At 67.7% G+C, this 26652-nt stretch carries 27 protein-coding genes, 1 tRNA gene and 1 other RNA gene; 5 read left to right on the top strand and 24 right to left on the bottom strand.

The genetic code is table 11. The features are described 5' to 3' along the window. Positions 1 to 28: 28 nt before the first annotated feature. The 9 genes from K8P10_RS02400 to tilS form a co-directional block, all read right to left on the bottom strand. Positions 29 to 751, bottom strand: a complete 723-nt coding sequence (locus tag K8P10_RS02400; RefSeq protein WP_224780210.1) for a Rossmann-like and DUF2520 domain-containing protein — start codon at positions 749 to 751, stop codon at positions 29 to 31. After that, positions 748 to 2436: a PH domain-containing protein gene (locus tag K8P10_RS02395; RefSeq protein WP_224780209.1), complete on the bottom strand. Its 1689-nt coding sequence runs from the start codon at positions 2434 to 2436 to the stop codon at positions 748 to 750. The genes K8P10_RS02400 and K8P10_RS02395 overlap by 4 nt, the downstream gene beginning before the upstream one ends. Continuing rightward, complete coding sequence (locus K8P10_RS02390) at positions 2433 to 2963, bottom strand: PH domain-containing protein (RefSeq protein ID WP_224780208.1); 531 nt, start codon at positions 2961 to 2963, stop codon at positions 2433 to 2435. Before K8P10_RS02390 ends, K8P10_RS02395 begins: the two co-directional genes overlap by 4 nt. A 78-nt stretch (positions 2964 to 3041) precedes the next feature. Beyond that, complete coding sequence (locus K8P10_RS02385; RefSeq protein ID WP_224780207.1) at positions 3042 to 3575, bottom strand: DUF3180 family protein; 534 nt, start codon at positions 3573 to 3575, stop codon at positions 3042 to 3044. Beyond that, the gene (gene folK / locus K8P10_RS02380; RefSeq protein ID WP_224780206.1) at positions 3568 to 4089 is read right to left on the bottom strand and encodes a 2-amino-4-hydroxy-6-hydroxymethyldihydropteridine diphosphokinase; all 522 of its coding nucleotides are present in this window, start codon (positions 4087 to 4089) and stop codon (positions 3568 to 3570) included. Before folK ends, K8P10_RS02385 begins: the two co-directional genes overlap by 8 nt. Continuing rightward, complete coding sequence (gene folP / locus K8P10_RS02370; RefSeq protein ID WP_370631940.1) at positions 4086 to 5348, bottom strand: dihydropteroate synthase; 1263 nt, start codon at positions 5346 to 5348, stop codon at positions 4086 to 4088. Before folP ends, folK begins: the two co-directional genes overlap by 4 nt. 7 nt (positions 5349 to 5355) lie before the next feature. Further along, a complete protein-coding gene (gene ftsH / locus K8P10_RS02365; RefSeq protein ID WP_224780205.1) occupies positions 5356 to 7443 on the bottom strand; it encodes an ATP-dependent zinc metalloprotease FtsH in 2088 nt (695 codons plus the stop codon). A 165-nt stretch (positions 7444 to 7608) separates the two neighbouring features. Continuing rightward, positions 7609 to 8166, bottom strand: a complete 558-nt coding sequence (gene hpt / locus K8P10_RS02360) for a hypoxanthine phosphoribosyltransferase (RefSeq protein ID WP_224780204.1) — start codon at positions 8164 to 8166, stop codon at positions 7609 to 7611. A 154-nt stretch (positions 8167 to 8320) separates the two neighbouring features. Next, the gene (tilS, locus tag K8P10_RS02355) at positions 8321 to 9364 is read right to left on the bottom strand and encodes a tRNA lysidine(34) synthetase TilS (RefSeq protein WP_224781201.1); all 1044 of its coding nucleotides are present in this window, start codon (positions 9362 to 9364) and stop codon (positions 8321 to 8323) included. Positions 9365 to 9480: 116 nt separating this feature from the next. Here tilS and ppa point away from each other — a divergent pair, with 116 nt between their 5' ends. Beyond that, positions 9481 to 9975: an inorganic diphosphatase gene (ppa, locus tag K8P10_RS02350; protein ID WP_224780203.1), complete on the top strand. Its 495-nt coding sequence runs from the start codon at positions 9481 to 9483 to the stop codon at positions 9973 to 9975. 147 nt (positions 9976 to 10122) lie between these two features. Here ppa and ffs read toward each other — a convergent pair. The 6 genes from ffs to K8P10_RS02320 form a co-directional block, all read right to left on the bottom strand. Next, positions 10123 to 10219, bottom strand: an RNA gene (gene ffs, locus K8P10_RS02345) — signal recognition particle sRNA small type. Between the two features lie 13 nt (positions 10220 to 10232). Beyond that, positions 10233 to 12182: an ABC transporter ATP-binding protein gene (locus tag K8P10_RS02340; RefSeq protein WP_224780202.1), complete on the bottom strand. Its 1950-nt coding sequence runs from the start codon at positions 12180 to 12182 to the stop codon at positions 10233 to 10235. Beyond that, positions 12182 to 13936, bottom strand: coding sequence for an ABC transporter ATP-binding protein (locus K8P10_RS02335; RefSeq protein WP_224780201.1), 1755 nt, complete (start codon positions 13934 to 13936; stop codon positions 12182 to 12184). The genes K8P10_RS02340 and K8P10_RS02335 overlap by 1 nt, the downstream gene beginning before the upstream one ends. Positions 13937 to 14144: 208 nt before the next feature. Beyond that, entirely contained in the window at positions 14145 to 14528 is a 384-nt protein-coding gene (gene rplL, locus K8P10_RS02330; RefSeq protein WP_208240670.1) for a 50S ribosomal protein L7/L12, read from the bottom strand. A 72-nt stretch (positions 14529 to 14600) separates the two neighbouring features. After that, positions 14601 to 15110: a 50S ribosomal protein L10 gene (rplJ, locus tag K8P10_RS02325; protein ID WP_224780200.1), complete on the bottom strand. Its 510-nt coding sequence runs from the start codon at positions 15108 to 15110 to the stop codon at positions 14601 to 14603. A 268-nt stretch (positions 15111 to 15378) separates the two neighbouring features. Beyond that, positions 15379 to 16104: a response regulator transcription factor gene (locus K8P10_RS02320; protein ID WP_305069237.1), complete on the bottom strand. Its 726-nt coding sequence runs from the start codon at positions 16102 to 16104 to the stop codon at positions 15379 to 15381. 64 nt (positions 16105 to 16168) lie between these two features. Here K8P10_RS02320 and K8P10_RS02315 point away from each other — a divergent pair, with 64 nt between their 5' ends. Beyond that, a complete protein-coding gene (locus K8P10_RS02315) occupies positions 16169 to 16756 on the top strand; it encodes a YqaJ viral recombinase family protein (RefSeq protein WP_224780199.1) in 588 nt (195 codons plus the stop codon). Position 16757: 1 nt separating this feature from the next. On the opposite strand, the gene K8P10_RS02310 is transcribed toward K8P10_RS02315, so the two are convergent. From K8P10_RS02310 to K8P10_RS02300, 3 genes are read right to left on the bottom strand one after another with little or no spacing between them, the layout of a single operon-like run. Next, positions 16758 to 17300, bottom strand: coding sequence for a PH domain-containing protein (locus K8P10_RS02310; RefSeq protein ID WP_224780198.1), 543 nt, complete (start codon positions 17298 to 17300; stop codon positions 16758 to 16760). Continuing rightward, complete coding sequence (locus K8P10_RS02305; protein ID WP_224780197.1) at positions 17297 to 18898, bottom strand: flotillin family protein; 1602 nt, start codon at positions 18896 to 18898, stop codon at positions 17297 to 17299. The genes K8P10_RS02310 and K8P10_RS02305 overlap by 4 nt, the downstream gene beginning before the upstream one ends. Continuing rightward, positions 18895 to 19479 (bottom strand): hypothetical protein, encoded by a 585-nt coding sequence (locus K8P10_RS02300; protein WP_224781199.1) that lies wholly within the window; start codon positions 19477 to 19479, stop codon positions 18895 to 18897. Before K8P10_RS02300 ends, K8P10_RS02305 begins: the two co-directional genes overlap by 4 nt. Positions 19480 to 19674: 195 nt before the next feature. Here K8P10_RS02300 and K8P10_RS02295 point away from each other — a divergent pair, with 195 nt between their 5' ends. Beyond that, complete coding sequence (locus K8P10_RS02295; RefSeq protein WP_224780196.1) at positions 19675 to 20271, top strand: TetR/AcrR family transcriptional regulator; 597 nt, start codon at positions 19675 to 19677, stop codon at positions 20269 to 20271. Between the two features lie 466 nt (positions 20272 to 20737). Here the strand turns inward: K8P10_RS02295 and K8P10_RS02290 are convergent. The 4 genes from K8P10_RS02290 to K8P10_RS02275 form a co-directional block, all read right to left on the bottom strand. After that, positions 20738 to 20810, bottom strand: a tRNA-Arg gene (locus K8P10_RS02290). A gap of 138 nt (positions 20811 to 20948) precedes the next feature. Beyond that, positions 20949 to 21734 carry an NlpC/P60 family protein gene (locus K8P10_RS02285; RefSeq protein WP_224780195.1) on the bottom strand — a complete coding sequence of 262 codons (786 nt, stop codon included), beginning with the start codon at positions 21732 to 21734 and terminating at the stop codon, positions 20949 to 20951. A 224-nt stretch (positions 21735 to 21958) separates the two neighbouring features. Then, entirely contained in the window at positions 21959 to 23311 is a 1353-nt protein-coding gene (gene gdhA / locus K8P10_RS02280; protein ID WP_224780194.1) for an NADP-specific glutamate dehydrogenase, read from the bottom strand. Positions 23312 to 23365: 54 nt separating this feature from the next. Beyond that, positions 23366 to 24058, bottom strand: a complete 693-nt coding sequence (locus K8P10_RS02275; protein WP_224780193.1) for a metal-dependent transcriptional regulator — start codon at positions 24056 to 24058, stop codon at positions 23366 to 23368. A 116-nt stretch (positions 24059 to 24174) separates the two neighbouring features. Between K8P10_RS02275 and serC the strand changes: the two genes are divergently transcribed. Continuing rightward, positions 24175 to 25293, top strand: coding sequence for a phosphoserine transaminase (gene serC / locus K8P10_RS02270; RefSeq protein WP_224780192.1), 1119 nt, complete (start codon positions 24175 to 24177; stop codon positions 25291 to 25293). A gap of 52 nt (positions 25294 to 25345) precedes the next feature. On the opposite strand, the gene K8P10_RS02265 is transcribed toward serC, so the two are convergent. Both K8P10_RS02265 and K8P10_RS02260 read right to left on the bottom strand, forming a co-directional pair. Continuing rightward, on the bottom strand, positions 25346 to 25879 hold the full coding sequence (locus K8P10_RS02265; protein ID WP_224780191.1) for a DUF3027 domain-containing protein: 534 nt from the start codon (positions 25877 to 25879) through the stop codon (positions 25346 to 25348). Continuing rightward, positions 25872 to 26249, bottom strand: a complete 378-nt coding sequence (locus tag K8P10_RS02260; RefSeq protein ID WP_224780190.1) for a cold-shock protein — start codon at positions 26247 to 26249, stop codon at positions 25872 to 25874. Before K8P10_RS02260 ends, K8P10_RS02265 begins: the two co-directional genes overlap by 8 nt. A gap of 121 nt (positions 26250 to 26370) precedes the next feature. On the opposite strand from K8P10_RS02260, the gene K8P10_RS02255 reads away from it, so the two are divergent. After that, the gene (locus K8P10_RS02255) at positions 26371 to 26646 is read left to right on the top strand and encodes a hypothetical protein (protein ID WP_224780189.1); all 276 of its coding nucleotides are present in this window, start codon (positions 26371 to 26373) and stop codon (positions 26644 to 26646) included. Positions 26647 to 26652: the final 6 nt, after the last annotated feature.

Below are 26652 nucleotides of genomic sequence, written 5' to 3'. Positions count from 1 at the left end.
CTCCGTGTGGTCGGCGTACCGCACAAGTCTACCCGTCGATGTTCGGCTCCGACGGTCCGGCAGACTCCGCAGCGATGAGCTCCTCCTCGACGGCGGCCCGAACGATCCCTCCGACCACGCGATCGGGCCGCTCCACGCCGAACCCGCGCATCGCCTCAGCGGCCTGACGCACGACGGCACGCGAGAACTCCTCGGCCGCGGCAACGGCTTCGGCGTACGCCGGCCGGTCAGTCTCGGCGATGATCACCGGTTCGGCGCCCATCTCGACGGCGAGCGCCTGTCCGATCGGCAGCACGGGTGCGGGCGCCGTCACGGCGACCGTCGCATCCACGAGCCTGGAGAGATCGAGGCTCGTCCCGGTGAACACGATGGCGGGGTGCAGGGCGAGGGGGATCACACCGCGCGCGAGTGCCGGCTCGAATACCCCGAAGCCGTGCTCGGGCGCCGTGTGGATCACGATCTGCCCCGGCTGCCAGGCGCCCGTCTCGGTGAGCCCGTGCACCAGGCCGGGCAATTCATCGCCGGGGACGGCGAAGAGCACAAGCTCGGACCGGCGGACGATCTCGGGCACCTCGAGCACCGGGATGCCAGGCAGCATCGATTCGGCGCGTTCGCGACTCTCCTCACTGAGTGCCGACACCCCGGTGATGGCGTGCCCCGCACCGGCGAGCGCGCGCCCCAGAACGGGGCCGACACGACCGGCTCCGACGATTCCGACCCCCAGCCGGGACTGCTGCGGAGCCGGGGTCACAGCTGCCCCGCGCTCAGCTCGGTATCCGACGCGTCGGCCAGGCGCTCGGCCTCGCGCCGGTCGGCCTCGCCGCTCTGCACGCGAACCACGGTCGCGGAGAGCTCGTCGAAGAACTCTCTCGCGGTGGGCAGGGCGAGTCCGCGCGCTTCCACCCCGATCGGCCCGAGCACGGTGTGGGTCTGGATCGAGGCGAGACCGAGCATGCGGTGCACGAGCGGGCGCCTGAGCTGCACGGACTGCGCGCGGAGCAGGGGCGCGACGATGAGGGAACGCGTGAGCGCGCCCCGTCGGATGCGGAGGGTCGCGCGCTCGTCGCCTGCGCCCTGGGCAACGAGCTGCACACCTGCGTGAGGGCGGCCGAACCAGAGCACCCACGCGGCCCGGTGTCCTGGCCCGACGTAGCCAGCGCCGGCACCGATCAGCGCATCGCTGAGCGGGTGCTCCTCGTCGAAGGCGTCGGGCAGGAGCGCCTCGAGCACACGCAGCGCGTCCTCCGCGCGCCCGACCGGGAGCACGATGTTGCGGTTGCTGTTCTGACCGCCCTGCGAGACGGAGTATCCCGCGACGTTGATGCGGACCTTCCACCACCCGAAGATCCGCCACCCGAGCGGCTGCATGGCCTCCACGCTGTGCACACGGCCGAGCGGGATGGTCTCGGTGTTCGTCGCGGTCAGTCCTGCACTGGTCCTGATCCCCTCGCGCGACCGGGTCAGCGTGAAATTGAAGCCCTTGTTGAACTGTCCGAAAATGAGCCCGACCATCACGAGCGCGAGCGGGATCAGGCCGACGAGAGCACCGGGCGACCGCACGATCGCGATCACCACGATCCCGATGAGGATAGCGGCGGTGAAGAGCATCTCCCAGCTCAGCAGGATGCTGCCGATCAGTCGCGGGACCGGAACGGAGACGAGGACCCCTGAGGTGCGCGCCGACGCATCGATGTCGAAGTCGGCGAATTCCTGGACACGCCGATCGAACGATCCCTGGGCCTCGCCGTAGGCGGTGCCGTCGTACCCGACGGCACCTGCCGAAGTGTCGGCCGCAGCAGTCGCGGCACCGACCTCCGCGTCCGCCGCGGCGGAATCGTCTTCGCCCTGCGAGCGCGCGGCTGAGCGCACGATCTGCTCGCGCACCGTCTTGGCATCTCGATGCCCGAGGTAGGCGAGTTCGACCTTGCCGCCCTGACCGCCGGTCTGCACCTCGATCTTGGTGAGCCCGAGGATGCGGGCCAGCAGCGGCCGCTGCAGGTTCACGCTCTGGATCCGATCGAGCGGTGCCCGCCGATGCTTCTTGAACAGGATGCCCGAGCGGTTCTCGACCGCTTCCCCCGTGATCCGGTAGGTGTGCACGCGCCAGCTCAGCCAGGAGAAGAACACGATGAGGAGAATCAGCGCGAAGATAGCGGCGATCCCGATCCCGAGCATCCCCTCCGCGATGACGGTCTGCACCAGTTCCTCAGGCCCGCCGCCCGAATATGACTCGCCCACGAAGAGCTCGATGAGCATCTCGCGCAGGTTCGCGATGATGATGCCGAGGATCACGAGCAGCGCGAGCCCGCCCTGCATGAGCGGGGTCAGGGGGTGCATGCGTCGCCACCCAGCACTGTCCGCCTTACCGGGGAGCGCGTCGGCGTCAGGGGCGATCGACGGGGGCTCGTCGCCCGAGACAGCGGACTGGTCGCTCACAGCCCGGACCGCCTGGTCTCCGCGAGCTCCACGAGCCGGTCGCGCAGTGCCTCGGCCTCCGCCATCGGCAACCCGGGCAGGTTCACTCCTGTAGCGGCTGACGCCGTGACGAACTTCAGCGTCGCGAGCCCCAGAGCGCGCAGCAGCGGACCCCGCGTCACATCGACGAGTTGCAGGCGGCCGTACGGCACCGCGATGACCCGTTCGAAGAGGATGCCGCGGCGGAACAGCAGGTCGTCGTCGCGGAGCACGTAGCCGATCGCCTTGACCCGTCGGAACGCGAGCACCGCGTTCACGACGAGGATCAGCGCGAGCGCACCGATTCCCGCGAGCGCCCACGGAGACGGTTCGTCGGCGACGACCTGCACCACGACGCCGACCGCGATCACCACGACCACCAGAATGAGGTTCGTCACGAGGTCGGCGACCGCGTACTTCGACGATACCCGCTTCCACTCGTGGGCGGGGATCGGCCACTCGGCGGGGGCCCCAGCCTCGGCTGCGACACCGGGCTCCTGGCCGATCATGGGGTCACTCCCTGTTGCGTTCACGTGACCACCATACCGGCGACCCCCGACGTCGCACAGGTGGCCGGACGACCTCGGTCAGCTCGCCGAGTCGCGGAAGGCGGGCTGATCGGCCGGCCCGCTCTCCGGGCTCCCATCGGTCGGCCCGTCATGCTGGTCGCCCTGGCTCGGCGGGACGCGGCACAGTCGCTCGGCGATCGCTCCGGCGATGAGGAGCACCAGCCCGGCCCCTGCCACGAACGCGATCGGCGCCCAGGCGGAGGCGGCGGGAGCCACCGAGCGGAGCAGCGCCGGCACCAGGAGGCCGGCCCCGAACCCGGCGAACAGGCCCCCGGCGAACTGGCTGGCTCGCGCCCCAGCCAGGATCCGGATCGCGGTAAACGGATCGACGTTGCCGCCCGTGTCACGCGTCACCCGACGACGGAGGATCAACGCCATGACGAGTACCGCCGCCGCAACGACGAGCAGGGTGAGGGGCAGCGAGAGCGGCGGAACGAACAGCGGGAACCCCCGCGACGACCGGTACACGTGCAGCAGCAGGCCGGCTCCGGCACCGCTCACCGCGAACGCGAGCGTCGCGAGCGGGGACGTCGCCCGCTGTCCGCTAGGCATCCCGGTCACCCGTCCGGTCGATGGGACGCGTCGTGTCGCCGATGCGGGCGAGCAGGTCGGCGACCCTGCCGTGCCCCATGAGCACCGCGCCCGGATCGAGGTCGAGCCACGGCGCGAGCACGAAGTCGCGCTCGTGGGCTCGCGGGTGAGGCACCGTCAGGCGCTCGTCGCGCACGACTCCGCCGCCGTACAGGATGAGGTCGATGTCGAGGGTGCGATCCCCCCAGCGGATGTCGCGCGTGCGGCCGTGCTCGGTCTCGATCGCCTGCATCCGGTCGAGCAGCTCGTGCGCGCCGAGCGTGGTGGTCGCCGTCGCCACGGCGTTGAGGTACCTCGGTGCTTCGGGATCAGGCCCCGCCTCAGTGAGCGCCACCGTCTCCCGCAGCGGCGACAGCACGAAGTCTGACACGCCGACCGTTTCCGCAAGCTCCCGCGCGGCGCGCTCGATCGTCTCACCGCGGTCGCCGAGATTCGCACCGAAGGCGAAGAGCACCGGCACGATCCGGGCGATCATCGCGCCGCTCCCCTCGCCGAGCGCTCCACCGTCACCGACACGTCAGCGAACGGCAGCCCGATCGGGGCGTCCGGCTTGTGCACCGTCACGCGGACCGCCTGCACGCCGGCGAAGCCGAGCGCCACCGATGCGGCCCGCTCGGCGACGGTCTCGATGAGGTCCACCGGGTCCCGACGCACCGCGGCATCGATCGCCTCGGCGAGCTCGCCGTAGTGCACGGTCTCGCCCAAGGCGTCGCCGTCGGCTGCGCGCCGCAGGTCGATCCGCACCTCGGCGTCCACGATGAACCGCTGCCCCTGCTCGCGTTCGAAGTCGAACACTCCGTGGTGCGCGAACACCTCGAGCCCCGTGAGGGTGATGCGATCCGCCTGCTGCGCAGCCGTCTGCCGTGCACAGTCCTGACCACCGCTCCAGGCAGCCTCGACCGCCAGTGCCTGCACCGTCGCCGCGACGTCGTGCACCCGCACCCCCCAGGCGCCGGCGCGCGCCGCGAGGGCGCTCACGACCGCTGTCGCGAGGTCGCGCTCGTGCTCGAGCCCCGGGTGCGCGCGGGCCGCTTCGGGAACGCCGCTCAGCGTTTCGGCGATCATCCGCTTGCGCGACGCCCCCACGAGCACCGGGAATCCGAGCGCGGAGAGCTCGGGGAGACGCCTCAGCAGCTCCCAGCACTGCGCCCCGGTCTTGTCGAACCCGAGCCCTGGATCGAGCACGATCCGGTCGGATGCGATACCGGCACGCACCGCCGCCTCGGCCCGCTCGCGCAGCCAGTCCACGACCTCGGTCACGACGTCCGCGTACTCGGAACGCTGATGGGCGGGGTCGGGGACTCCGCGCCAGTGCCCCAGGACGATGTACGCCGCGGCACCGTCAGGAGTCCGTGCCGCGGCGACTGCGTGCAGCATGTCCTGGTCGAAGGTCGCGCCTGAAACGTCGTTGACGGTGCGCGCGCCCGCTTCGACCGCAGCGATCGCGGTCTCGGCGTGGAGCGTGTCGATCGACACGTGCACCCCTGCGCTCGCGAGGGTCCGCACGACCGGGATCACCCGTCGACCCTCCTCCTCGGCGGTGACCGGCTCCGCTCCCGGTCGGGTGGACTCCCCGCCGACATCGACGATGTCCGCGCCGCGAGCGACGAGCGCTATCGCCCGCTCGATCGCGCGATCGGCATCGACGAAGCGCCCGCCGTCGCTGAAGGAATCGGGGGTGACGTTGAGCACCCCCATGACCCGCACCCGGCGGGACGCTGCGCCAATCGTCATCGCGCGCTCACCGCTGGTCGGGGTCGCCGCCGATTTCCGGCTCCGGAGCATGCGGAGCGGTGCCGACCTCGGGGCCGACCACGAGGCCGCCCTCCGGTATCGCCTCCGCGTCCGGCGTCTCGGAGTCGCCCGACTTCTCCGCGCTGAGATCATCGGTACGCGCCGCAGCAGGCATCGAGATCGGCGGCTTCTGGTTGAGCACCGGCCGGTCGGGGTGCGAGAGCCAGACGGGACGCTCGGGCAGACGCTCGACATCCGCGAAGATCTCGGCGATCTGCTTGTGGTCGAGCGTCTCCTTCTCGAGGAGCTCGGCGGCGAGCCGATCGAGCACGTGCCGGTTCTTCGTCAGCACCTCGTACGCCTCGTTGTGGGCCTGCTCCATGATGGCGCGGACCTCCTGGTCCACCGACACCGCGATGCCCTCCGAGTAGTCCCGGTTCTGCCCGAACTCGCCCATGAACGCTCCCGGCTGCGCCTGACCGAGCTTCACTGGCCCGACCGAGGCCGACATTCCGTAGTCGGTCACCATCTTGCGCGCCGTGCTCGTCGCCTTCTCGATGTCGTTACCCGCGCCAGTGGTGGGGTCGTGGAAGACGAGCTCCTCGGCCACGCGGCCGCCGAGCGCGTACGCGATCTGATCCAGCAGTTCGTTCCGGCTGACTGAGAACTTGTCCTCAAGCGGGATCACCATGGTGTACCCCAGCGCGCGACCGCGCGGCAGGATCGTGATCTTCGTCACCGGATCGGTGTGGTTCAGACCGGCAGCGACCAGCGCGTGCCCGCCCTCGTGATAGGCGGTCACGAGCTTCTCGTGATCTCGCATCACCCGGGTGCGCCGCTGCGGTCCGGCGATGACGCGGTCGATCGCCTCGTCCAGTGCACGGTTGTCGATGAGCTGCGCGTTCGACCGCGCCGTGAGCAGTGCAGCCTCGTTCAGCACGTTCGCCAGGTCGGCACCCGAGAAGCCAGGGGTCTTCCGCGCGACGGTGTCGAGGTCGACGTTCGGCGAGAGCGGCTTGCCCTTCGAGTGCACCTCGAGGATCTTCAACCGGCCGGGCATGTCGGGCGCGTCCACGCCGACCTGACGGTCGAAGCGACCCGGGCGCAGCAGCGCCGGATCGAGCATGTCGGGGCGGTTGGTCGCCGCGATCATGATGACGTTGGTCTTCGGGTCGAAGCCGTCCATCTCGACGAGCAACTGGTTCAGCGTCTGCTCGCGCTCGTCGTGACCGCCGCCCATGCCCTGGCCGCGGCGCTGGCCGACCGCGTCGATCTCGTCCACGAAGATGATGGCGGGCGAATTCGCTTTCGCCTCCTTGAAGAGGTCGCGCACGCGGCTCGCACCGACGCCCACGAACATCTCGACGAAATCGGAGCCCGAGATCGAATAGAACGGCACCCCGGCCTCGCCCGCGACGGCACGCGCGAGCAGGGTCTTACCCGTTCCGGGTGGTCCGTAGAGGAGCACGCCCTTCGGAATGCGGGCGCCGACCGCCTGGAACCGGGACGCATCCTGCAGGAAGTCCTTGATCTCGTGCAGCTCCTCGACGGCCTCGTCCGACCCGGCGACATCGGCGAAGGTGACCTGCGACATCTCCTTGTTCACGAGCTTCGCCTTGTTCTTGCCGAACTGCATGACCCCGCGCCCGCCGCCAGCGGACATCGACGAGATCATCCACCAGATGAGCAGGCCAATGAGCAGGAGGGGGAAGAGGAACCCGAGCAGCGACCACAGCGGATTCGGCTGCGGGTTCTGGTCCGTGAACCCGTCCTTCGGATCTGACGCCGTGACGGCGTCCACGACATCGTCGCCGCGCTGACTCACGTAGTAGAAGTAGACCTGGTCCGTGCCGTACTCTTTGTCGACCTTCGCGAGCTCGACGTTGACGCGCTGATCCCCGTCGATGATCTCGACGGCTTTCACTCCGCCGTCACCGAGGACCTCCAGGCCCTGCTGGGTCGTGATCTCCCTGGCGCCGCTGCCCGACAGCAGCAACCAGCCCACGAGCACGATGATCGGGGCGAGCAGCAGATAGAGCAGCGGCCCCTTGAAGAGCTTGCGGGACTTCGAGGGCGTTTCAGCCTGTTCAGCCAAAGTGCGGGCCTTTCTGCGTGCGCGTGCCGCCGCGGCGTGATGCGCGGGCTGCGGGATCCGTTCCAGAGTAGCCCGGACCCCCGTCACCGCCCTGTGATTCCGCCAGATTCGCGCGGTGAAGCGTTCCGCCGGTCGCGAACGGACCGGCGGAACGCGGATCCTGACCTACTCGCCGCCGTACACGTGCGGAGCGAGAACCGCGACATCTCGCAGGTTCCGGTAGTCCTCCGCGTAATCCAGGCCGTAGCCGACGACGAACTCGACGGGGATGTCGAAGCCGACGTAGGCGACATCCACCTCCACCTTCAGCGCCTCAGGCTTCCGCAGCATCGTGCAGATGCGCACCGACTTGGCGCCGCGGCTCTCGAGGTTCTCCTTCAGCCAGGAGAGCGTCAGCCCGGAATCGATGATGTCTTCGACGATGAGCACATCACGGCCCGTGATGTCGGCATCGAGATCCTTCAGAATCCGGACGACACCGCTCGACTTCGTACTCGCACCGTACGACGACACCGCCATCCAGTCCATCTGCGCGTGGAATCGGAGCTCCCGAGCGAGATCGGCCATCACCATGACCGCGCCCTTGAGCACCCCCACCAGCAGAGGCGGACTGCCCGCATAGTCCACCTCGATCTCGCGGGCCATCTCGGCCAATCGCGAGCGGAGTTCGTCTTCGGTGTGCAGAATGGCGGAGAGGTCGTCCCCCAGCTGATGCGAATCCATGCATCTACTGTACGCGTGCGGCGGGGGTCGGCGCGCCACACCGCAGTCCTGTCGCTGCCCGATCCTCGGGTCGTTTCTTGCGGGTCCGGCCGGAGCACACCCGCAAGAAACGACCCGGCTGCACCAGAGGGGCGGGACAGCGGGCGGAAGACCGTCAGACTCTGGGCGACCCGACCTGCCGCTCGAAGACCAGCTCCCCCGCGGCCCGGGTCACGCGCACTCCCGGCACGAACACCGGTTTCTGCCCCCGCCAATCGGTCACGAGCGCGGCGATCGCCCGGGTGTGGTCCCGCCCGATCCGGGCACCGAAGGCGCCCGCGAGTCCCCGGATGGTCCTGTTGCGCAGTGCGTCGGGTTGCTCCTCCAGCGCGGATGCGGGCACCCGCACCGCAGAGCCGGTTCGCTCGTCCGCGTCCGTCTGCTCAGCGAGGAGGCGGCGGACTGCGGCGGCGGCGATGGCGTCCAGGGCGTCGGCGTCCTCCCTCGCGAGGTCGGCCGAGCGCGCGAGCGCGCCCCGCACCCCCGGCCCGAGCTCCCGCTCCATGAGAGGCAGGATCCGCTGCCGCACCCGCACTCGCGTGAAGGCCGGATCCTGGTTGTGGGGATCGTTCCAGGGCACGAGGCCCTGAGCGGCGCACGCGGCCTCAGTCGTACCGCGCGTGACGCCCGCCGATTCGTCGAGGAACGGCCGGATGATCGGCGCGCCTTCGCGCTCCCCGTCCGCAGGAATACCCGCGATGCTCCGCGTTCCCGAGCCCCTCGCGAGCGCGAGGAGCACCTGCTCGGCCTGGTCGTCACGGGTGTGCGCGATCAGGATCAGCGCCGGCGCCCCCTCCCCCGCCTGAGTGGCGGCTGACGCGAGGGCGGCGTAGCGCGCGGTACGCGCCCCGGCTTCCGGCCCGCCTGCACCTGCGTCGACCGCGACGCGACGCACCAGCACCGGATCCAGCCCGATGTCGCTCGCCTGGGCGGCCGCCGCCTCCGCCACGTCATGCGAGCCGGCCTGCAGACCGTGATCCACGATCACGGCACCCGCTGCGACGCCGAGGCGGGGCGCCTCGAATGCGACCGCGGCGGCAAGTGCGAGCGAGTCCGCCCCACCGGAAAGCGCGACGAGCAGCACACGTTCGTCGCGCCCCCGCAGCGCACGGCGCACTGCCAGTCGCGTCGCGGCGACGGCCGGGTCGAGCGGGGGCAGTCTCGTCACCTCTCCACGGTACCCCCAGCGCGGCGACCGCCCGGGATCCTCCGGTACCCTGGTGCCAGCATGACACGCCGGGCGCATCGCGCCCACGAACAGATTGAGGAGCGCGCATGGCCGCTGCATTCGACGCCGTGATCGAGATCCCGAAGGGGAGCCGCAACAAGTACGAGGTGGACCACGAGACAGGACGGGTCTATCTCGACCGCGTGCTCTACACCGGTTTCGTGTACCCGACCGATTACGGCTTCTTCGAGGAGACCCTCGGTGAGGACGGCGATCCGCTCGACGTGCTCGTGCTGCTCGACTACCCCGTGTTCCCCGGTGTCGGCGTGAAGGTGCGCCCGGTCGGTGTGCTCAAGATGAGCGACGAAGCGGGCGGCGACGACAAGGTCATCGCGGTGCAGCACAAGGATCCGCGCTGGCAGCACATCCAGGACGTCGCGGACATTCCGGAGTACACCCGCAAGGAGATCGAGCACTTCTTCGAGCACTACAAGGATCTCGAGCCCGGCAAGTGGGTCAAGGTCGACGAGTGGGGCTCGGCGGCGGACGCAGAGCAGCTCATCGTCGAGGCGCAGGAGCGTCTGCAGGCCGAGGGGCACTGACACGCTCACCCGAACTCCGGTTCGCCGAGACTGCGAAAAGTGGCGTTTCCCAGACAGGGATGCGCCACTTTTTGCGTTCTCGCCAGGGGGTGGCCCAGAGTAGGGCGGGCGTCGGTGCGCGGTGGCGCGGCGCACACCCCGTGGGCATGAAAAGACCCCCTACGCACCCGTCAGAGCCCAGGTACCCTTGCTTCGTTTCCGACCTGGGGGAGTTCCCTGAGATAACGCCACGTAGGAGGCCCGTTCAGTTTAGCGGATCAGCTCCTCGCGTCCGAATCGGCGTCCTGATCGCTCGGCGCTTCGACGACGGGCACCGCTCCTGTGAGCAGCTCCTCGGCGTGGGCCTCGTCAATCTCACCGCTGAACTGCGCTTGGTAGAGCTCGGCGTAAGCGCCGTCCAGTGCGAGCAGTTCCTCGTGAGAACCCTGCTCGACGATGCGGCCCGACTGCATCATCAGAATCGTGTCGGCGTCGCGGATCGTGGAGAGCCGGTGCGCGATCACGAACGATGTGCGGTCGGTGCGGAGCGCCTGCATCGCCTGCTGCACCAGGACCTCGGTGCGGGTGTCGACCGAGGACGTGGCCTCGTCGAGGATCAGGAGCGACGGGTTCGCGATGAACGCGCGCGCGATCGTGAGCAGCTGCCGCTCCCCCGATGAGAGCGTCGACGCGTTCTCCTCGATGACGGTGTCGTACCCCTCGGGAAGCTGACGGACGAACCGATCGACCATGGTCGCCTGCGCCGCCGCGACGACCTCCTCGTCGGTGGCGTCGAGCCTGCCGTAGCGGATGTTCTCCCGGATCGTCCCCTCGAAGAGGAAGGCATCCTGGAGCACCATGCCGACGTGGCCGCGGAGCTCGGCCCGGGAGAGCCTGGTGATGTCGACGCCGTCGAGCAGGATCCGCCCGGCGTTCAGCTCGTAGAACCGCATGATGAGGTTCACGAGAGTGGTCTTCCCCGCGCCGGTCGGGCCGACGATCGCGATCGTCTGCCCGGGCTGCGCTGAGAGCGACAGCTCCTCGATGAGGGGTTCGGCCGGATCGTAGCTGAACGACACGCGCTCGAAGTCGATACGGCCGGCGGTCCGTTCGGGGAGGTGCTCCGATGCGGTGTCGGGATCCTGCTCGTCGGCGTCCAGCAACTCGAACGTCCGCTCGGCCGAGGCGACGCCCGACTGCAGCATGTTGGCCATGCCGCCCATCTCTGCGAGCGGCTGCGCGAACTCGCGCGAGTACTGGATGAACGCCGTCACGTCGCCGAGTGACATCTGCCCCGCGGTGACGCGGAGCGCACCGACGACGGCGATGAGCACGTAGCTGAGGTACTGCACGAACTGCATCGACGGCATGATGGTGCCCGACAGCGCTTGCGCCTTGTAGGCGGCCTGGAAGAGCTCTTCGTTGCGCCGGCCGAACTCTTCCGCCATCTCGCGGTCGCGGTTGAAGATGCGCACCAGCTCGTGTCCGGTGAACGACTCCTCGATGTGGCCGTTCACGGCACCCGTGTACTTCCACTGGGTCACGAAGAGCTTCTGCGCGCGCACGCCGACGATGCCGACGATGATCGCCGACAGCGGGAGGGCGATCAGCGCGATCAGCGCCAGCTGCCAGGAGACGATGAACATCATCGCCGCGATCCCGATGACCGTCAGCACCGACTGCACCAGTTGCGAGAACGCCTGCTGCAGCGCCTGCTGGATGTTGTCGACGTCGTTCGTCACGCGCGAGAGCACGTCGCCGCGTTGGCGGCTGTCGAAGTAGCTGAGCGGCAAACGGTTGAGCTTCGCCTCGATATCGGCACGGAGGCCGTAGACGATGCGCATCACCATGCGGTTCAGGATGTACCCCTGCAACCACATCAGCACGGAGGCGACGAAGTACAGCCCGATGACCGCGATGATGAGTCGCGAGAGCACGGGGAAGTCGATCGGCGAGCCGCTGACGACGCCGTCGAAGATGACGTCGACGGCCTGGCCGAGGATCTTCGGTGCGATGACCGTGAGCACCACCGACAGCACGACGAGCACGACCACGAAGGCGAAGAGCCATTTCTCGGGCTTCAACAGGCCGAACAGTCGCTTCGCCGACGGCCAGAAGTGCTTCGCCTTCTTCGTCGGCTGCGAGCCCGACCAGTCGTCGTTATCGGGCTGGTAGTCGTCTGGCAGCTCGAACTCGTCGGTCTCGGCCGACTGCTGCTTCCGGGCCATTACGCTGCACCCCCTTCCGGCGTCGCGTCGGATTTCTCGAGCTGGGACTCGACGATCTCCTGGTAGACGGGACTGCACTCAAGTAGCTCCTCGTGGGTGCCTCGACCGACGATCTCCCCGTCTTCCATGACGAGGATCTGATCCGCCTCGGTGATCGTCGATACGCGCTGCGCGACGATGATCGTCGTCGCGCCCTCGGTCGCCGACGGGAGCGCCTCGCGGAGCCGCGCGTCGGTCGCAACGTCGAGGGCGGAGAACGAGTCATCGAACAGGTACACCCGCGGTTTCGCCACGAGTGCTCGAGCGATCGAGAGCCGCTGCCGCTGTCCGCCCGAGACACTGGTGCCGCCCTGGGAGATCGGTTCGTCGAGACCGTGCTCCTTGGCGCGGACGAAGTCGTCTCCCTGGGCGACCCGGAGGGCCTCCCAGAGCTCCTCATCGGTCGCTGCCTCATTGCCGAAGCGCAGGTTGGTGGCGACGGTGCCCGAGAACAGGTACGGCCGCTGCGGCACCAGGCTCACGGCCTTCGCCAGCTGGGCACGGGTGAGCCGCGTCACTTCGGCGCCGTCGATCGTGACGCTCCCGCTCTGCGGGTCGAAGAGGCGCAGCACGAGGTTCAGCAGCGTCGTCTTGCCCGAGCCAGTCGACCCGATGATCGCGGTCGTCTGTCCGGGCTCCGCCACGAAGGAGGCGTTCTTGATCACGGGCAGCTCCGCTCCGGGGAACCCGAAGGTCACGTCGCGGAACTCCACGCGCCCCTCAGCAGGCGTGGGCACGGACTCGGTCTCGGGGAACGAGAGGGCGGACTCGGTGTCGAACAGGTCGCGCAGGCGCTCGGCGCAGACGACGGCGCGAGGGATCATCATCGTCATGAAGACCCCCATCATGACCGCCATGAGGATCTGCAGGAGGTACTGCAGGAAGGCCGTCAGAGAGCCCACCTCGACCAGGCCGGCGTCGACACGGTGCCCCCCGAACCACAGCACGGCACCGGTCGCGACGTGCAGCACCATCATGATGACGGGGAACATGAGGACGAACACGTTGCCGACCTTCACGGAGACGTCGGTGATGTTGCGGTTCGCGACCTCGTAGCGATCGGTCTCGAAGTGCTCGCGCACGAACGCGCGAACCACGCGGATACCCATGATCTGCTCGCGGAGCACGCCGTTGATCGCATCGACGCGGTCCTGCATCTTGCGGAAGAGGGGCAGCAGCAACCAGACGAGGAAGCTCACGATGACCGCCAGCACCGCGACCGAGACCCAGACGAGCCAGGCGAGCCCTGCGTCCTCGCGGAGCGCCATGATGATGCCGCCGATCGCCATGATCGGCGCCGTGACCATGAAGTTGAACGTCATCATGGCGAGCATCTGGATCTGCTGCACGTCGTTCGTGCCACGGGTGATGAGCGTGCCGGCACCGAAGCGCATCGCCTCGAGCGTGGAGAGGGAGTCGACCTTGCGGTACACGCGACTCCTCAGGTCGCGACCGATGCCCATGCTCGCTCGGGCCCCGAAGTAGACCGCTGCGACCGCCGAGAGCACCTGGCCGAGGGAAACGAGGAGCATCAGGCCGCCCGTGCTCCAGATGAAGTCGGTATCGCCACTGGAGATACCGCGATCGATGATCTGCGCGTTCAGGCTGGGCAGCACCAGCGCGGCGATTGTCGCGAGCAGTTGGAGCACCAGCACCAGGATGATGAAGATGCGGTATCGCTTCGCGTGGTGGAGCGTGAGCCTGAGGAGCGCCACGAGAGTCCCTTCGTCCAGTGAGCACGGAAGCTCGCACCCTCAGGTCGACCAGGAGGGGTTCAGGGACGATGCGATGCTTCAGGGCAGACGGGTGAGACTATCAGATTCATCGAGGCCCTGCAATGACTGACGGTGGGCGGGGGCCGAGAAACGCCGCAGGGGCGGCACCACCCGTGAGTGGTACCGCCCCTGCGAACTGCGAAAGAACTTACGCGAGCTTGACGCCTGCGCCTGCCTCTTCGAGCTTGGCCTTGGCCGCCTCGGCGTCCTCCTTGTTCGCGCCCTCGAGCACGTTCTTGGGGGCCTCCTCGACGAGGGCCTTCGCCTCGCCCAGGCCGAGGCCGGTGAGCTCGCGCACGACCTTGATGACCTGGATCTTCTTGTCGCCGACCGAGTCGAGGACGACGTCGAACTCGTCCTTCTCCTCCTCAGCGGCGGCCTCGCCACCGGCGGCGGGTGCAGCGGCAACCGCGACGGGGGCAGCGGCCGAGACGTCGAAGGTCTCCTCGAACGCCTTCACGAACTCCGAGAGCTCGATGAGGGTGAGCTCCTTGAACTGCTCGAGCAGCTCTTCAGTCGAAAGCTTAGCCATTGTGTATCTCCTTGGTGTGTGCCCGTACGGGACGAGCGGATCTTGTCAGTACCGAACTGCGTGAACGAGTGCTTACGCGTCCTGCTTTTCCTGCAGCGCGCCGAAGCCGCGAGCGGCCTTGGCGGGCAGAGCGTTGAACAGCTGCGCTGCACCGATCAGCGATGCCTTCATGGCGCCGGCGGCCTTGGCCAGCAGCACCTCGCGGCTCTCGAGATCGGCGAGCTTGCCTACCTCAGCGGCGGTGAGGGGCTTGCCATCGAAGTAGCCAGCCTTCACCACCAAAAGAGGGTTTGCCTTGGCGAAGTCACGCAGTGCCTTGGCGACCGCGACGGTGTCACCGTGCACGAAGGCGATCGCCGAAGGGCCGGCGAGCTCGTCATCGAATGCGGTGATCCCGGCGTTGTTGGCCGCAATCTTGGTCAGCGTGTTCTTCGACACGGCGTACGTCGCGTGCTCGCGGATGCTCCGCCGCAGTTCCTGCAGCTGTGCAACCGTGAGTCCGCGGTACTCGGTCAGCAGAACGGCGCTCGACTCTTCAAACTTCTGCTGAAGATCGGCAACCGTAGCTTCCTTCGTAGCCATGGCGCTCCCTAGCTTGTCGTCATCCGCTGGACGGGCGTCCAGCGGCGGCCGCGACGCTCGAAGCTCCTCGGAAAACAAGAAAAGCTCCGGCGCGCACGCACGGAGCTTCGGAGTGTTTCGAAGATTCGCACCTGCGCAGGTCTCCGCTTTCGCGGACGTTCCGGGATCCGGGGGATCCTACCGACGGTCTTTGGCCAGGTATGACCATACCACGCGCGGGTCGACCAGGCAATTCGCCCGGTATCCAGACGGCCGACAGCCGACCTGCTCAGGAGTCGGCGGCCTTCAGCATGTATCCCGCCCCGCGGACCGTGTGGATCATCGGTGACCGACCGGCGTCGATCTTCTTGCGGAGGTACGAGATGTAGAGCTCGACGACGGCCGGCTTCCCGGTGAAGTCGTAGGTCCACACCCGGTCGAGGATCTGCGCTTTCGAGAGGACGCGGCGCGGATTGCGCATGAGATAGCGCAGCAGCTCGAACTCGGTGCTCGTTACGTCGATCGCGTCGCCGCCGCGCTCGACCTCGTAACTGTCCTCGTTCAGTGTGAGGTCACCCACGCGGATGATCGGATCGGGCGTCGCGCTCTGCGTGATCTGAGAGCGCCGCACGAGGCCGCGGAGCCTGGCGATGAGCTCTTCGAGGCTGAACGGCTTGACCACGTAGTCGTCGCCTCCGGCGGTGAGTCCGTTGATCCGGTCGTCGACCGAGTCGAGCGCCGTGAGAAACAGCACGGGGACCGTCACTCCCTGACTGCGGAGACGCGAGAGCACCTGCATCCCGTCGATGTCCGGCAGCATGATGTCGAGCACTGCGACATCCGGCGAGAACTCCCGGATGGCGTCGAGAGCACCCTGCCCCGTTCCGGAGGTCCTGACCTCCCACCCCTCGTAACGGAGCGCCATCGCGATGAGCTGCGAGATCGAATCCTCGTCGTCGGTAATGAGCGCTCGCAGCTTCCCGCCGTCGGCGCGCAGCATGTCACCTGGGGTCATAGGGAAATTGTGGAGCGCTCTGCTGTGTGCCCGCTGAGCCTCGCGAAGTGGCAGAATACAGACGATGTCAGTCCCCGCCCCGAGCTATCTCACCCGCGTCGTCACCGACGGTACCGACCGCGTCGCGTGGATGCGCGCGCGTTCACGGGGAATCACGGCGACCGACGTGGCGAAGCTCTCGACGCCGCGCTCGATCGAGACGGCGGCGCACGCCAAGCTCTTCGGCACCTCGTTCAGCGGAAACATCTACACGGATCACGGCAGGGCCCGCGAACCCGAGATCGCAGCGTGGGTGCTGCGGGAGCACACCATCTCCCCCAGCGCCGCGCTCTTTCACGCCGCGTCGGACCTGCGGCACCTCGCGACGCCCGACGGGATCGTCGAACGCGAGGACGGGCGCATCGAGCTCGCGGAGATCAAGACGACGAACAAGGAGTGGCGGTCGATCCCTCGCCACTACCTCCGCCAGGTCTGGTGGCAGCAGTACGTGCTCGGGGCCGAGCGGACGCTCATGGTGTGGGAGCGCCACGAGGGGTTCGTTCCCGTCGGCGATCCGGAATGCCGGTGGATCGACCGCGACGAGAACGAGATCGCGCGGCTCGTCGGTCTCGCCGGACAGCTGATCGACACGCTCATCGCGCGCACCACCTGAATCAGAACCGCTGCGGTGGAGCGGCGTTCCGGGCGACGAGTTCTTGGACGGCCTCGGCGACCCGCGTCATGCCTGGCACGTCAGGGATGGTCGTGCGGTCAGGACCGACGCAGACGTCGATGTCGCCGGATCCGTGCATCCGCTGGCCCACTGTGCGGCGCGTGCGCACCTCGCTCACGCGCGACAGCGAGATCTCGAGTCGATGCCGGACGAAGAACCCCCGGCGCATGATCACGCGCCGCGTCGTGATGGTGGTCCGCTCCGCCAGCCAGGTGAGGATCGGGACGAACACGAGCAGGATGCTGAGCAGGATCGCGCCCGCCCCCGCTGCGATGTTCGCGAGGGGTTCGGCGAAGGAGCCGACCCAGTAGCCGCTCGCCGCGGTGATGACGAAGAGCAGGATCACCGGAACCGTGAGGTGACGACCGTGCCGACGCACGCGCAGGACCACGATCTCGGGTCTCGCCGGAGGTTCCGGTGCCGGCCCCAGCGCGGCCTCGAGATGGGCCGCGCTGGAGTCGAGCGAACGTCGCTGCCGACTCATGACGCGTCGGTACCGCCGTTCTCCGTGGCCTGGTCGGTGGACGCTCCCGCATCGCTACCGAGGTCGGAGCCGAGATCGGGAGTCGCGATCGTCGGGTCCATGCCGGTCCCCCGCTCGTTCACGCGATCCGCACCGCGATCAGCGGTCTCCGCGGCGTAGTCAGCAGCCTCGCCGAAGCTCGACGACGCACGCCGCTGCGCGCGGCCGGCTGCGGCCCCCGCAGCACTGCCGGTGGCCACGCCGTTGAGCATGCCGACGAGGTCGACGCCGACGGTGTCGCGCGCCATGTCGAGCAGCCCCTTGATGTTGCCCATGGCATCGCCCGCTACCTTCGAGGTGCCGTCCGCCGACACCACGGTCATCGTGTCGATCGCGCTGATCGCGTTCGCGTACTCCGCGGCGATCTGCGGGAGCAGCTGGATGAGTTCCTGCGCCAGCACCGCCTGCGACTGGGTCTCCAGTGCACGGGCACGCGCGTCGATCGCGTCCGCCTCTGCCGTGCCCTTGGCTCGGAGCGCGCGGGCTTCCGCCTCGCCCTCGGCCGCCAGCGCCTCGGCGCCCGCGATACGCGCGGCACGTGCGGCGAGGCCCTCGCGCTCGGTCGCCTGCGCGCGGCCGTCCGCGGCTGCGACCGCGGCGGCGGCTTCGGCCTTCGCGATCTGCTCGACGCGGTACGCCTCAGCCTCGGCAACGGCGCGAACGTCGGCGTTCAGCTGCTCCTTCCGGAGCGTCACCTGGCGCTGCGCGGTGAGCTGCTGCTGCTCGACGATGCCCTGCTGCTGGATCGCATCCTCGAGCGGCTGCGCTGCCGAAGCCTGCGCGGTCGCCTTGTCGGTCTCAGCCTGCACGGCCGCCTGGCGCAGCTTGAACTCGCGATTCCGATCGAGCAGGTGCTGCTCGGCCGAGATCTTCGCCTCCTCGGAGGCCTGGTACGCGTTCGTCTCCGCGATGTCGGCGGCCTGGCGCACCTTCGCGGCTTCGGGACGACCGATGTTGGTGATGTAGTCGGCCCCGTCGCGGATCTCCTGGATCTGGAGCGTGTCGACCACGAGGCCCTGCTTCGTGAGCGCCTCTTCTGCTGCTTCGAGCACGCTCTGAGCGACCACTGCGCGATCCCGGATGATCTGCAGCACCGTGAGCCCGCCGATGATGGAGCGGAGCGAACCCGACAGCACTTCCTGGGTCGACTCGTCGATCTCGTCCGAATTCGAGAGGAAGCGCTGGGCGGCAGCACGGATCATCTCCTGGGAGCCCCCGACCTTCACCACGGCGACCGCCTGGGCCTGGATCGTGATGCCGTCCGTCGTCTGCGCCTCGGTGGTGATGGTGAGGCGCCGGGAACGGAGAGAGATCGTGAACGACTTCTGCACGAAGGGCACGACGAACACGCCGCCGCCCGTGACGACCTTCTGCCCCGACAGGTCGCGGACGGTCTGCCCCGTCTTGGAGTCGGAGACCTCCTTGCCTCTGCCGCCGGTGACGATGATCGCCTCGTCGGGCTTCGCAATGCGGTAGCGCTTGATGATGACCAGCGCGATCAGCACTAGCGCGACTATCGCGCCGAAGATCCCGACGATGGCGGGGGTGAACAAGATCATGAATGCTCCGTTCTCGGGGGGTCAGGCGTTTCCGGGGTGTCGGCCTCGACCGGCGCGACCTGCACCGACGTCGACGTCAGGGTCTGAACGATGCGCACTGCTGCGCCCCGCTCGATGCTCTGCTGAGCGGTAGCGGACAGCGAAACGCGTTCTCCGTGACGCACGAGCGCGACCTCTCCGAGTCCGCCCTGCGGGATCGCCAGCACGACGAACGCTTCGCTGCCGATCAGATCGCTGCCGCTCACCGCTGTCGAGGACTCCGCGCCTCGGATCAGCTTACTCAGCCACCACGCGGCGACCGCGCCGATGAGCCCCGCGATCGCGCCGACGACCGAGCCAGCCCCTGGCGACATTCCCGCCCCGACGCTGGCGAACGCTGTGAAGCCGAAGATCGAGGTGAACGCGGCGATGGTGGTGAGGCTGAGCGGGCCGTCGCCGAAGTCGAACGCATCGAAGATGCCGTCCAGCACCAGCGAGATGAGCAGCAGGACGCCGCCCACGATGCCGATGACCAGGAAGATGCTGCCGGCGAAGAGCGAGCCGTCGAGGAGACGCCCGAACCAGTCCATCGCTGCCATCATTCCCGTCACCCCGCTCTCCCCGTCGCTGCCCCCAGTGTAGCGGCCCGGCCCACGGAGACCGCAGGCACCAAGCACCTCCGCCACTCAGAGAAACACACGTGACGAAAATGTGAGCAACGTCACTGTATCGATTGCCCGTAAGACAACTAGTGTAGGTTTCGGGTGGGCTCAGTACTTGTCAAAGGAGTGGCGAAGATGGCGAAGCGACAGCCGGGGAGACCGTTCTCCACCGAGATCACGACTGATCTTCTCGAAGCCGCGGAGCGCGCCATGGAGCGCGGCGGTTACTCGAATCTCACGGTGGACAACCTGGTCCGCGAAGCAGGAACCACTCGCGCCACGTTCTATCGACGATTCACCGGCGCCTCGCACCTCGCCTACGAGGTGCTCGCAGCGAAGTTCGGAGACGTCGCCGATGTCGACACCGGGTCACTGCTCGACGATCTGATCGAGATGCAGCGCGCCGACGTGAAGGTGCTGTCGTCGAAGCTCATGCGGAATAACCTCGCCGGACTCCTCGAAGCGATGCGCACCGACGATCAGGTGCGAGATCTCTACCGCGACCGATTCCTCGACCCCAGGCGTGAAGCGATCCGTCTCGCCGTCGAGCGCGCGACGGTGCGCGGCGAAGTCTCCTCCGAGCTCACCATCGACATCGACGAGATCAGGGACCTTCTCGTGGGGCCGATACTCGCCAGGACACTGCTCCCGACGGGCGGCAAGTTCGATCAGGAGTACCCTGCGCGCTCAGCGGCGGTCGCCTACCGCCAGATCACCGGCGCCGCTGCGTAACACCCACTGCGGTCTTGAGTCGCGCACCCGGTCACCCAACGGCCGCGACTGGACACCCGGACAGTCTGGCACCAGGGCACACAATATTCGCGTGCACACACGAAATGTTCGCTTCATACGATGTGCGCGGGTGAATTTCCTGTGCCGACAGGACAGAGTGCCCCGGAGAGTGTCTGAGTTCATGACATACGTCTCAACTGACTCGTCGCTCAGGAGTCGCGACATCCGCCATAGTCTCGAATCTGTCGAGAGCACGCGTCGCTGTTCTGAAAGTCATCTCCCACGAACCCACCGTCACCCAAGCCGCAACCCAATACGGCTACTCACGACGACTTGGCGAACGCGTCATCATCCTCATCGATGAGCACACGGCCGCCATGGCCCACCTCTACGCCGGCGATATCATCGCACACACCTCATCGATGCCGCCCGCAACTACTGGCGAGACCAGCGACTCATCGCAGAGTGCCCTGGAGAGGAATCGAACCTCCGACACCTTCTTTAGGAGAGAAGTGCTCTATCCACTGAGCTACCAGGGCGGTCGGGCGCGACCGCATGTGTCGCACCAGTGATCCAGGCTAGCAGAACCCACTCCCGGGCAACGACGGGGGCCCGCATACGACTGAAGCCCGCCTCCCCGAAGGGAAGCGGACCTCAGTCTGAAGTACTGGGAGCGTTTAGAAGCGGACGACCGCGCCGGGGCCGCCACCCATGGTGCCACCCGAGATCGGGCCGATGGCGGTCGTGCCGCCGTTCCAGCCACCGTGGACGGCCTGGCCGTTGCCGATGTAGACGGCGACGTGCGCGCCCGGCCAGACGAGGATGTCGCCGGGGGCCATCGAGCCGGTCGAGACCTGCTTGCCACCGAGGGCGGTGTACTCGCCGACCTGCGTGCCGAGGTCACCGGCGGGAATGCCGGCCGCACGGAGCGACTTCTCGACGAGCGCGGTGCAGTCCTGAGCAACGCCCAGCTGAGCCTTGGCGGCACTCACGATGGCGCCGGCGCCCTCACCCGAGGGGATGTCCTCGCCCGCGGGCTCCGAAGCGGAAGCAGCATCGTCAGAGCTGGATGCCTGCTGAGCCTCGAGGGCCTCGGCTTCCTTCGCCGCTTCGGCGTCGGCCTTCTTCTTGGCCTCGGCTTCAGCCTTGGCCTTCTCCTGCTCGGCGGTGTACACGTCATCGCTCATCGCGGACGGGGCTGCAACTTCAGCAACCTCGGAGATGCTGCTCTCAGGCGCCGTAAGCGACTGGGCGTTCTCAACAGGGGCGCCGTACTCGGCGGCCTGGGAGAGCCCGTCGGGACCGTTGCCGGCGTCGTCGAACGTGGCGTATGCGGGGAACGCGAAGGTTCCCATGAGACCGACACTCAGTGCCGCAGCGCCTGCTACCTGGGCGAATCGCTTGGTCTTCGAGGGTGCCGAGGGAGCGGCGGTTGCCGCTACGAGTTCGGAGCTCTGGGTCACGAGTGAATCTGCCTAACGTTGTGCGTACGTGGACGTATGAGGTTCCTTGCGAACCACGACTCGGACCAGCCTAACCGAAGATCACGAAATTGTCACACTGTCCGCGAAAGTTCTTCAGGAACCCGAGAAATCGGCGAAATCACGCCAATTTCACGCACCACATCTCCAACACTCATCGCTCGGCATCAAGATATTACGCGTTCGTCGGAGAACTCGGCGGGGTGTCAGATGACGCCCTGCTCCACCATCGCCTGCGCCACCGTCACGAATGCAGCGGAGTTCGCACCGAGCACGTAGTCCCCCGGCCGGCCGTACCGCTCCGAGGCGGTGTAGGCGGCGTCGTGGACGTCGCGCATGATGCCGTGGAGGCGGGTCTCGCTCATCTCGAAGTCCCAGCGATCCCGCGACGCGTTCTGGCTCATCTCGAGTGCCGAGGTCGCGACCCCTCCGGCGTTCGCCGCCTTGCCTGGACCGAAGAGCACGCCGGCTTCCTGCAGCATCATGACGGCGTCAGGCGTCGTGGGCATGTTCGCGCCCTCGGCGACCGCGCGCACCCCGTTCGAGATGAGCTCGCGCGCGGCGGCGGCGTCGAGCTCGTTCTGCGTCGCACACGGGAGCGCGACGTCTCCGGCGACGTCCCAGACCGATCCGCCCTCGACGAACCGCGCACTGGGCTTCCGCTCGGCGTAGACCGAGATGCGTCCGCGCTCGACCTCCTTGATCTGCTTGAGCAGATCCAGATCGATGCCTGACTCGTCGACGACGTACCCTGAGGAGTCGGAGGCCGTGATGGCCGTACCGCCGAGCTGGCCGACCTTCTCGATGGCGTAGGTGGCGACGTTGCCCGATCCGGAAACGATCGCTCGGCGCCCGTCGAGTCCCTCGCCCGCGCGCTGAAGCATCTCGTCGAGGAAGTAGACGGCCCCGTACCCCGTGGCCTCGGTGCGGACTTCTGCGCCGCCCCAACCCTTCCCCTTGCCCGTGAGCACACCGGCCTCGTGGCGGCCGGTCAGTCGGCGGTACTGCCCGAACAGGTAGCCGATCTCCCGACCACCGACGCCGATGTCGCCGGCGGGAACATCGATGTCTTCTCCGATGTGGTTGACGAGCTCCGTCATGAAGCTCTGGCAGAACCGCATCACCTCGCGATCGCTCTTCCCGCGCGGGTCGAAGTCGGAGCCGCCCTTGCCTCCGCCGATGCGCTGCCTGGTGAGGGCGTTCTTGAAGATCTGCTCGAACCCGAGGAACTTCACCACCGAAAGCGTCACGCTCGGGTGGAAGCGGAGTCCGCCTTTGAAAGGGCCCAGCGCCGAGTTGAACTGCACCCTGAACCCGCGGTTCACCTGGACCCGGTTGTCGTCGTCGATCCAGGGGACCCGGAAGATGATCTGACGCTCCGGCTCGACGAGGCGCTCGAGCACCCCGGCTTCGAGGTATTCGGGATGCTCGGCGAGCACCGGCGTCAGCGTATCGAGGACCTCGTGGGCGGCCTGCAGAAACTCTGGCTCGTTCCTCCCCCGTTGCTCCAGAGTCTCGAGGACGGTCCGGATATGAAATTCAGGGGTGTGGACAGCCAATGCGGGCTCCTTTGCTCTCTGTTCGCTGCCCGTCACTGGGCGACTCGGTGATCCCTACTCCGAGACGAAGACGTAGGGCATGAACTCGATGGGGAGCAGGAACTCCTCCGAGTCTCCGTCCACGCGAATGCGCACCGAGTCGGCATCGCGCACGAAGGTGGCCATCTGGCCGGGGGTGATCCGGGCGTCCGCGAGCTGCTTCAGGAGCTCGGGATCGTACTGCGCGGGCTCCGCGAGACGTCGGACGCGCGCCGTTACGGTCGCACCGACACCGTCGAGCACCGTCGAGAGGTTCTCCACACCGACCTGGAACGAGGCACCCGATCGCGCGCCGAGCTCTTCGAGACCGGGGATCGGGTTGCCGTAGGGAGACTCCGTGGGGTGGTCGAGGATCTCAAGGAGCTTCCGCTCGACCTGCTCGCTCATGACGTGCTCCCAGCGGCACGCCTCCTCGTGCACGTACTCCCACTCGAGTCCGATGACATCGGCGAGCAGACGCTCTGCGATGCGATGCTTGCGCATGACGTGCACGGCCTTCTCGCGCCCCTCGGGGGTGAATTCGAGATGCCGATCACCCGTGACGACGACGAGGCCGTCCCGCTCCATGCGGCCGACGGTCTGGGACACGGTGGGCCCGGAATGGCCGAGACGCTCGGAGATGCGCGCGCGCAACGGCACGATCCCCTCTTCCTCGAGTTCCAGGATCGTGCGCAGGTACATCTCCGTCGTGTCGATCAGATCCGTCAACTCGCCACCTCCATGCGCTTTCCGCGACCAGTGTATGGCACGAGTGTATGCCACGCGCACCCGGGCAAATGCCGGGTGCGCCGGACCCCCGGTTCTCCCGGGTCTAGGATCGGTGCATGGCCGAAATCGTGATCCCTGCAGACCTGCTCCCCTCCGATGGACGATTCGGATGCGGTCCATCGAAGGTGCGTGACGCTCAGCTCCGCTTCCTCGAGTCCGTTCAGGGATCGGTGCTCGGAACCTCCCACCGTCAGGCACCGGTGAAGGACCTCGTCGGCAGCGTCCGTGAGGGGCTCGCGCAGCTCTTCCGCGCCCCTGAGGGCTACGAGATCCTCCTCGCGAACGGGGGCGCCACCACTTTCTGGGACTCTGCGGTGCACTCACTCATCGAGACGCGCAGTCAGCACCTCTCGTTCGGCGAGTTCGGGGCCAAGTTCGGGAAGGCCGCGGCGGCCGCACCGTTCCTCCAGGATCCCGACATCCGCACCGCGGACGCCGGGTCGCGCGCCACCGCCGAAGCAGTCTCAGGCGTCGACGTGTACGCCTACCCCCAGAACGAGACCTCCACGGGCGTCATGGCCCCCGTGCGGCGAGTGCACGGAGACGACGGGGCGCTGACGGTGGTCGATGCCACGAGCGGTGCCGGAGGGATCGACTTCGACGCGAACGAAGTCGACGTCTACTACTTCTCTCCGCAGAAGAACTTCGCATCGGACGGGGGCCTGTGGTTCGCACTCGTCTCCCCCGCCGCGATCGAGCGCATCGAGCGGGTCACTGCATCCGGACGATACATTCCCGAGGTGCTGAACCTGTCGGGCGCGATCGAGAACTCCCGGAAGAACCAGACGCTCAACACTCCTGCCCTCGCGACCGTCGCCATGATGGACGAGCAGGTGCGCTGGATGAACGAGAACGGCGGGCTGCCGTGGGCGGCATCACGGACGGCGGAGTCCTCAGGGGTCCTCTACACCTGGGCCGAGCGCAGTTCCGTGGCCACCCCGTTCGCGGCGAAGCCCGAGGACCGCTCGCAGGTCGTCGTGACCATCGATTTCGACGAGAGCGTGGACGCGTCGCAGATCTCACGCGTGCTCCGCGCCAACGGAGTCGTCGACACCGAGCCGTACCGGAAGCTCGGGCGCAATCAGCTCAGGATCGCGACCTTCACGGCGATCGATCCCGACGATGTGCGTGCGCTCACCCGCAGCATCGACTACGTGCTCGAGCGCATCGTCTGACCGGAGCGCTCTCGGTGGGAGCCTGCAGCGATGCAGGCCCCCACCGGATGGGTCAGGCCTCCTCGCGAGCGTCACTCTCGGTGTCGTCGCTCTCGGACCCATCGTCATCGAGCTCGTCGATGTCGACGCCATCGATGTCATCCTCGACACCGTCGAACTCGTCGGTGTCTTCGTCGGCGTCGTCGGTCTCGTCATCGGAGGATTCCTGCGACTGCGCGTCGCGGAACTGGGCGAGGCGCTCGGACCAGGGCACCCACTCGGGAGCGACCACGGCGCCCTCGCCCGGAAGCAGTTCGACCTCCAGCACCGTGATCGGGGAGTCCTCGTCGACGCGGGTGAGCGATGCCGCCCAGCGCCACCCAGGGTAGCCGAGCAGGCGGCACTCGAAGTAGAGCGTCGCGACGCGCGGCTCCGACATCTCCGCCCCCGCGGGCGCGCCGATGTCGGCGGGATCCGTGACCTCGGCGATAGCGGCCCTCGCCTGTTCGTACGCACCGAGCAGCGCCGGATCCTCGGTGATCACCGTGTCGGTTCCCTCCGCCGTGGCTGCTGTATCGGCCCGGGCGGCGGCGTCTGACTCAGACATCGAAGTCGTCCGCAACCTTGCGCAGCATTGTAGCGATCTTCCGCGACTGCGCGCGCTCCGGGTACTGGCCGTGCTGCAGGCGCGTCCCCATCCCGTCGAGCAGCTTCACGAGATCCTCGATGATGACCGCCATCTCGTCTGCCGACTTCCTCGAGCGTTTCGCGAGCCTGGGGGCGTCGAGCACCCGCACCGACAGGGCTTGCGGACCCCGGCGCCCCTCACCGACGCTGTACTCGAGGCGCGATCCGGAGTGCACCTCAGTACCCTCGGGGATCACCGAGGCGTGCAGGTACACCTGCTGCCCGTCATCGCCCTGGATGAAACCGAAACCCTTGTCCTCGTCGTAGAACCTGACCTTGCCGTTCGGCATGCCTCGTCCCTTTCCGCTGCGCAGCCCGGGCGGGCTCCGCTCTCGCTCTTCGTGGTCCGCAGTGCGCGCCCCACCCGGCCCCCACTCTATCGCGGGAGCGGACCGCGATAGACTGTGCAGGATGTCCCGAGATCCGAACACCCCGTCACGCCTCGAACGCGTGCTCGCGTTGGCGACGCTGACGATCATCGGCGTCGCCGTGATCTGCTTCTTCGTCACGCTGATCGTCGGCATGAATGATCGCTTCCTCCTGGCCGAAGGGGTGTGGCCGGTACTCGTCGCGCTGACCTACGTCGGCCTCCCCGTCGCGTTCGTGCTCCTGGTCGTGCTGCTCATCATCAGCATGCGGCGTCGGGGCAAGGAGAACGCGTCGGACGCCCGGAACCGGCAACGGTAGTCCGGG

This window comes from Leucobacter sp. Psy1 (assembly GCF_020096995.1).
Classification (GTDB): Bacteria; Actinomycetota; Actinomycetes; order Actinomycetales; family Microbacteriaceae; genus Leucobacter.
The sequence above is the reverse complement of the archived record's forward strand: the minus strand, read 5'-3'. Positions and strand labels throughout refer to the sequence as shown.

What these genes read in the sequence shown, in the direction of transcription:
- K8P10_RS02390 (WP_224780208.1), bottom strand. Translation starts at nt 2,963, where the DNA reads ATGATCGGCCAGGAGCCCGGTGTCGCAGCCGAGGCTGGGGCCCCCGCC.
- K8P10_RS02385 (WP_224780207.1), bottom strand. Translation starts at nt 3,575, where the DNA reads ATGCCTAGCGGACAGCGGGCGACGTCCCCGCTCGCGACGCTCGCGTTC.
- folK (WP_224780206.1), bottom strand. Translation starts at nt 4,089, where the DNA reads ATGATCGCCCGGATCGTGCCGGTGCTCTTCGCCTTCGGTGCGAATCTC.
- folP (WP_370631940.1), bottom strand. Translation starts at nt 5,348, where the DNA reads ATGACGATTGGCGCAGCGTCCCGCCGGGTGCGGGTCATGGGGGTGCTC.
- hpt (WP_224780204.1), bottom strand. Translation starts at nt 8,166, where the DNA reads ATGGATTCGCATCAGCTGGGGGACGACCTCTCCGCCATTCTGCACACC.
- ppa (WP_224780203.1), top strand. Translation starts at nt 9,481, where the DNA reads ATGGCCGCTGCATTCGACGCCGTGATCGAGATCCCGAAGGGGAGCCGC.
- K8P10_RS02340 (WP_224780202.1), bottom strand. Translation starts at nt 12,182, where the DNA reads ATGGCCCGGAAGCAGCAGTCGGCCGAGACCGACGAGTTCGAGCTGCCA.
- rplL (WP_208240670.1), bottom strand. Translation starts at nt 14,528, where the DNA reads ATGGCTAAGCTTTCGACTGAAGAGCTGCTCGAGCAGTTCAAGGAGCTC.
- rplJ (WP_224780200.1), bottom strand. Translation starts at nt 15,110, where the DNA reads ATGGCTACGAAGGAAGCTACGGTTGCCGATCTTCAGCAGAAGTTTGAA.
- K8P10_RS02320 (WP_305069237.1), bottom strand. Translation starts at nt 16,104, where the DNA reads ATGACCCCAGGTGACATGCTGCGCGCCGACGGCGGGAAGCTGCGAGCG.
- K8P10_RS02315 (WP_224780199.1), top strand. Translation starts at nt 16,169, where the DNA reads ATGTCAGTCCCCGCCCCGAGCTATCTCACCCGCGTCGTCACCGACGGT.
- K8P10_RS02310 (WP_224780198.1), bottom strand. Translation starts at nt 17,300, where the DNA reads ATGAGTCGGCAGCGACGTTCGCTCGACTCCAGCGCGGCCCATCTCGAG.
- K8P10_RS02305 (WP_224780197.1), bottom strand. Translation starts at nt 18,898, where the DNA reads ATGATCTTGTTCACCCCCGCCATCGTCGGGATCTTCGGCGCGATAGTC.
- K8P10_RS02300 (WP_224781199.1), bottom strand. Translation starts at nt 19,479, where the DNA reads ATGATGGCAGCGATGGACTGGTTCGGGCGTCTCCTCGACGGCTCGCTC.
- K8P10_RS02295 (WP_224780196.1), top strand. Translation starts at nt 19,675, where the DNA reads ATGGCGAAGCGACAGCCGGGGAGACCGTTCTCCACCGAGATCACGACT.
- serC (WP_224780192.1), top strand. Translation starts at nt 24,175, where the DNA reads ATGGCCGAAATCGTGATCCCTGCAGACCTGCTCCCCTCCGATGGACGA.
- K8P10_RS02265 (WP_224780191.1), bottom strand. Translation starts at nt 25,879, where the DNA reads ATGTCTGAGTCAGACGCCGCCGCCCGGGCCGATACAGCAGCCACGGCG.
- K8P10_RS02260 (WP_224780190.1), bottom strand. Translation starts at nt 26,249, where the DNA reads ATGCCGAACGGCAAGGTCAGGTTCTACGACGAGGACAAGGGTTTCGGT.
- K8P10_RS02255 (WP_224780189.1), top strand. Translation starts at nt 26,371, where the DNA reads ATGTCCCGAGATCCGAACACCCCGTCACGCCTCGAACGCGTGCTCGCG.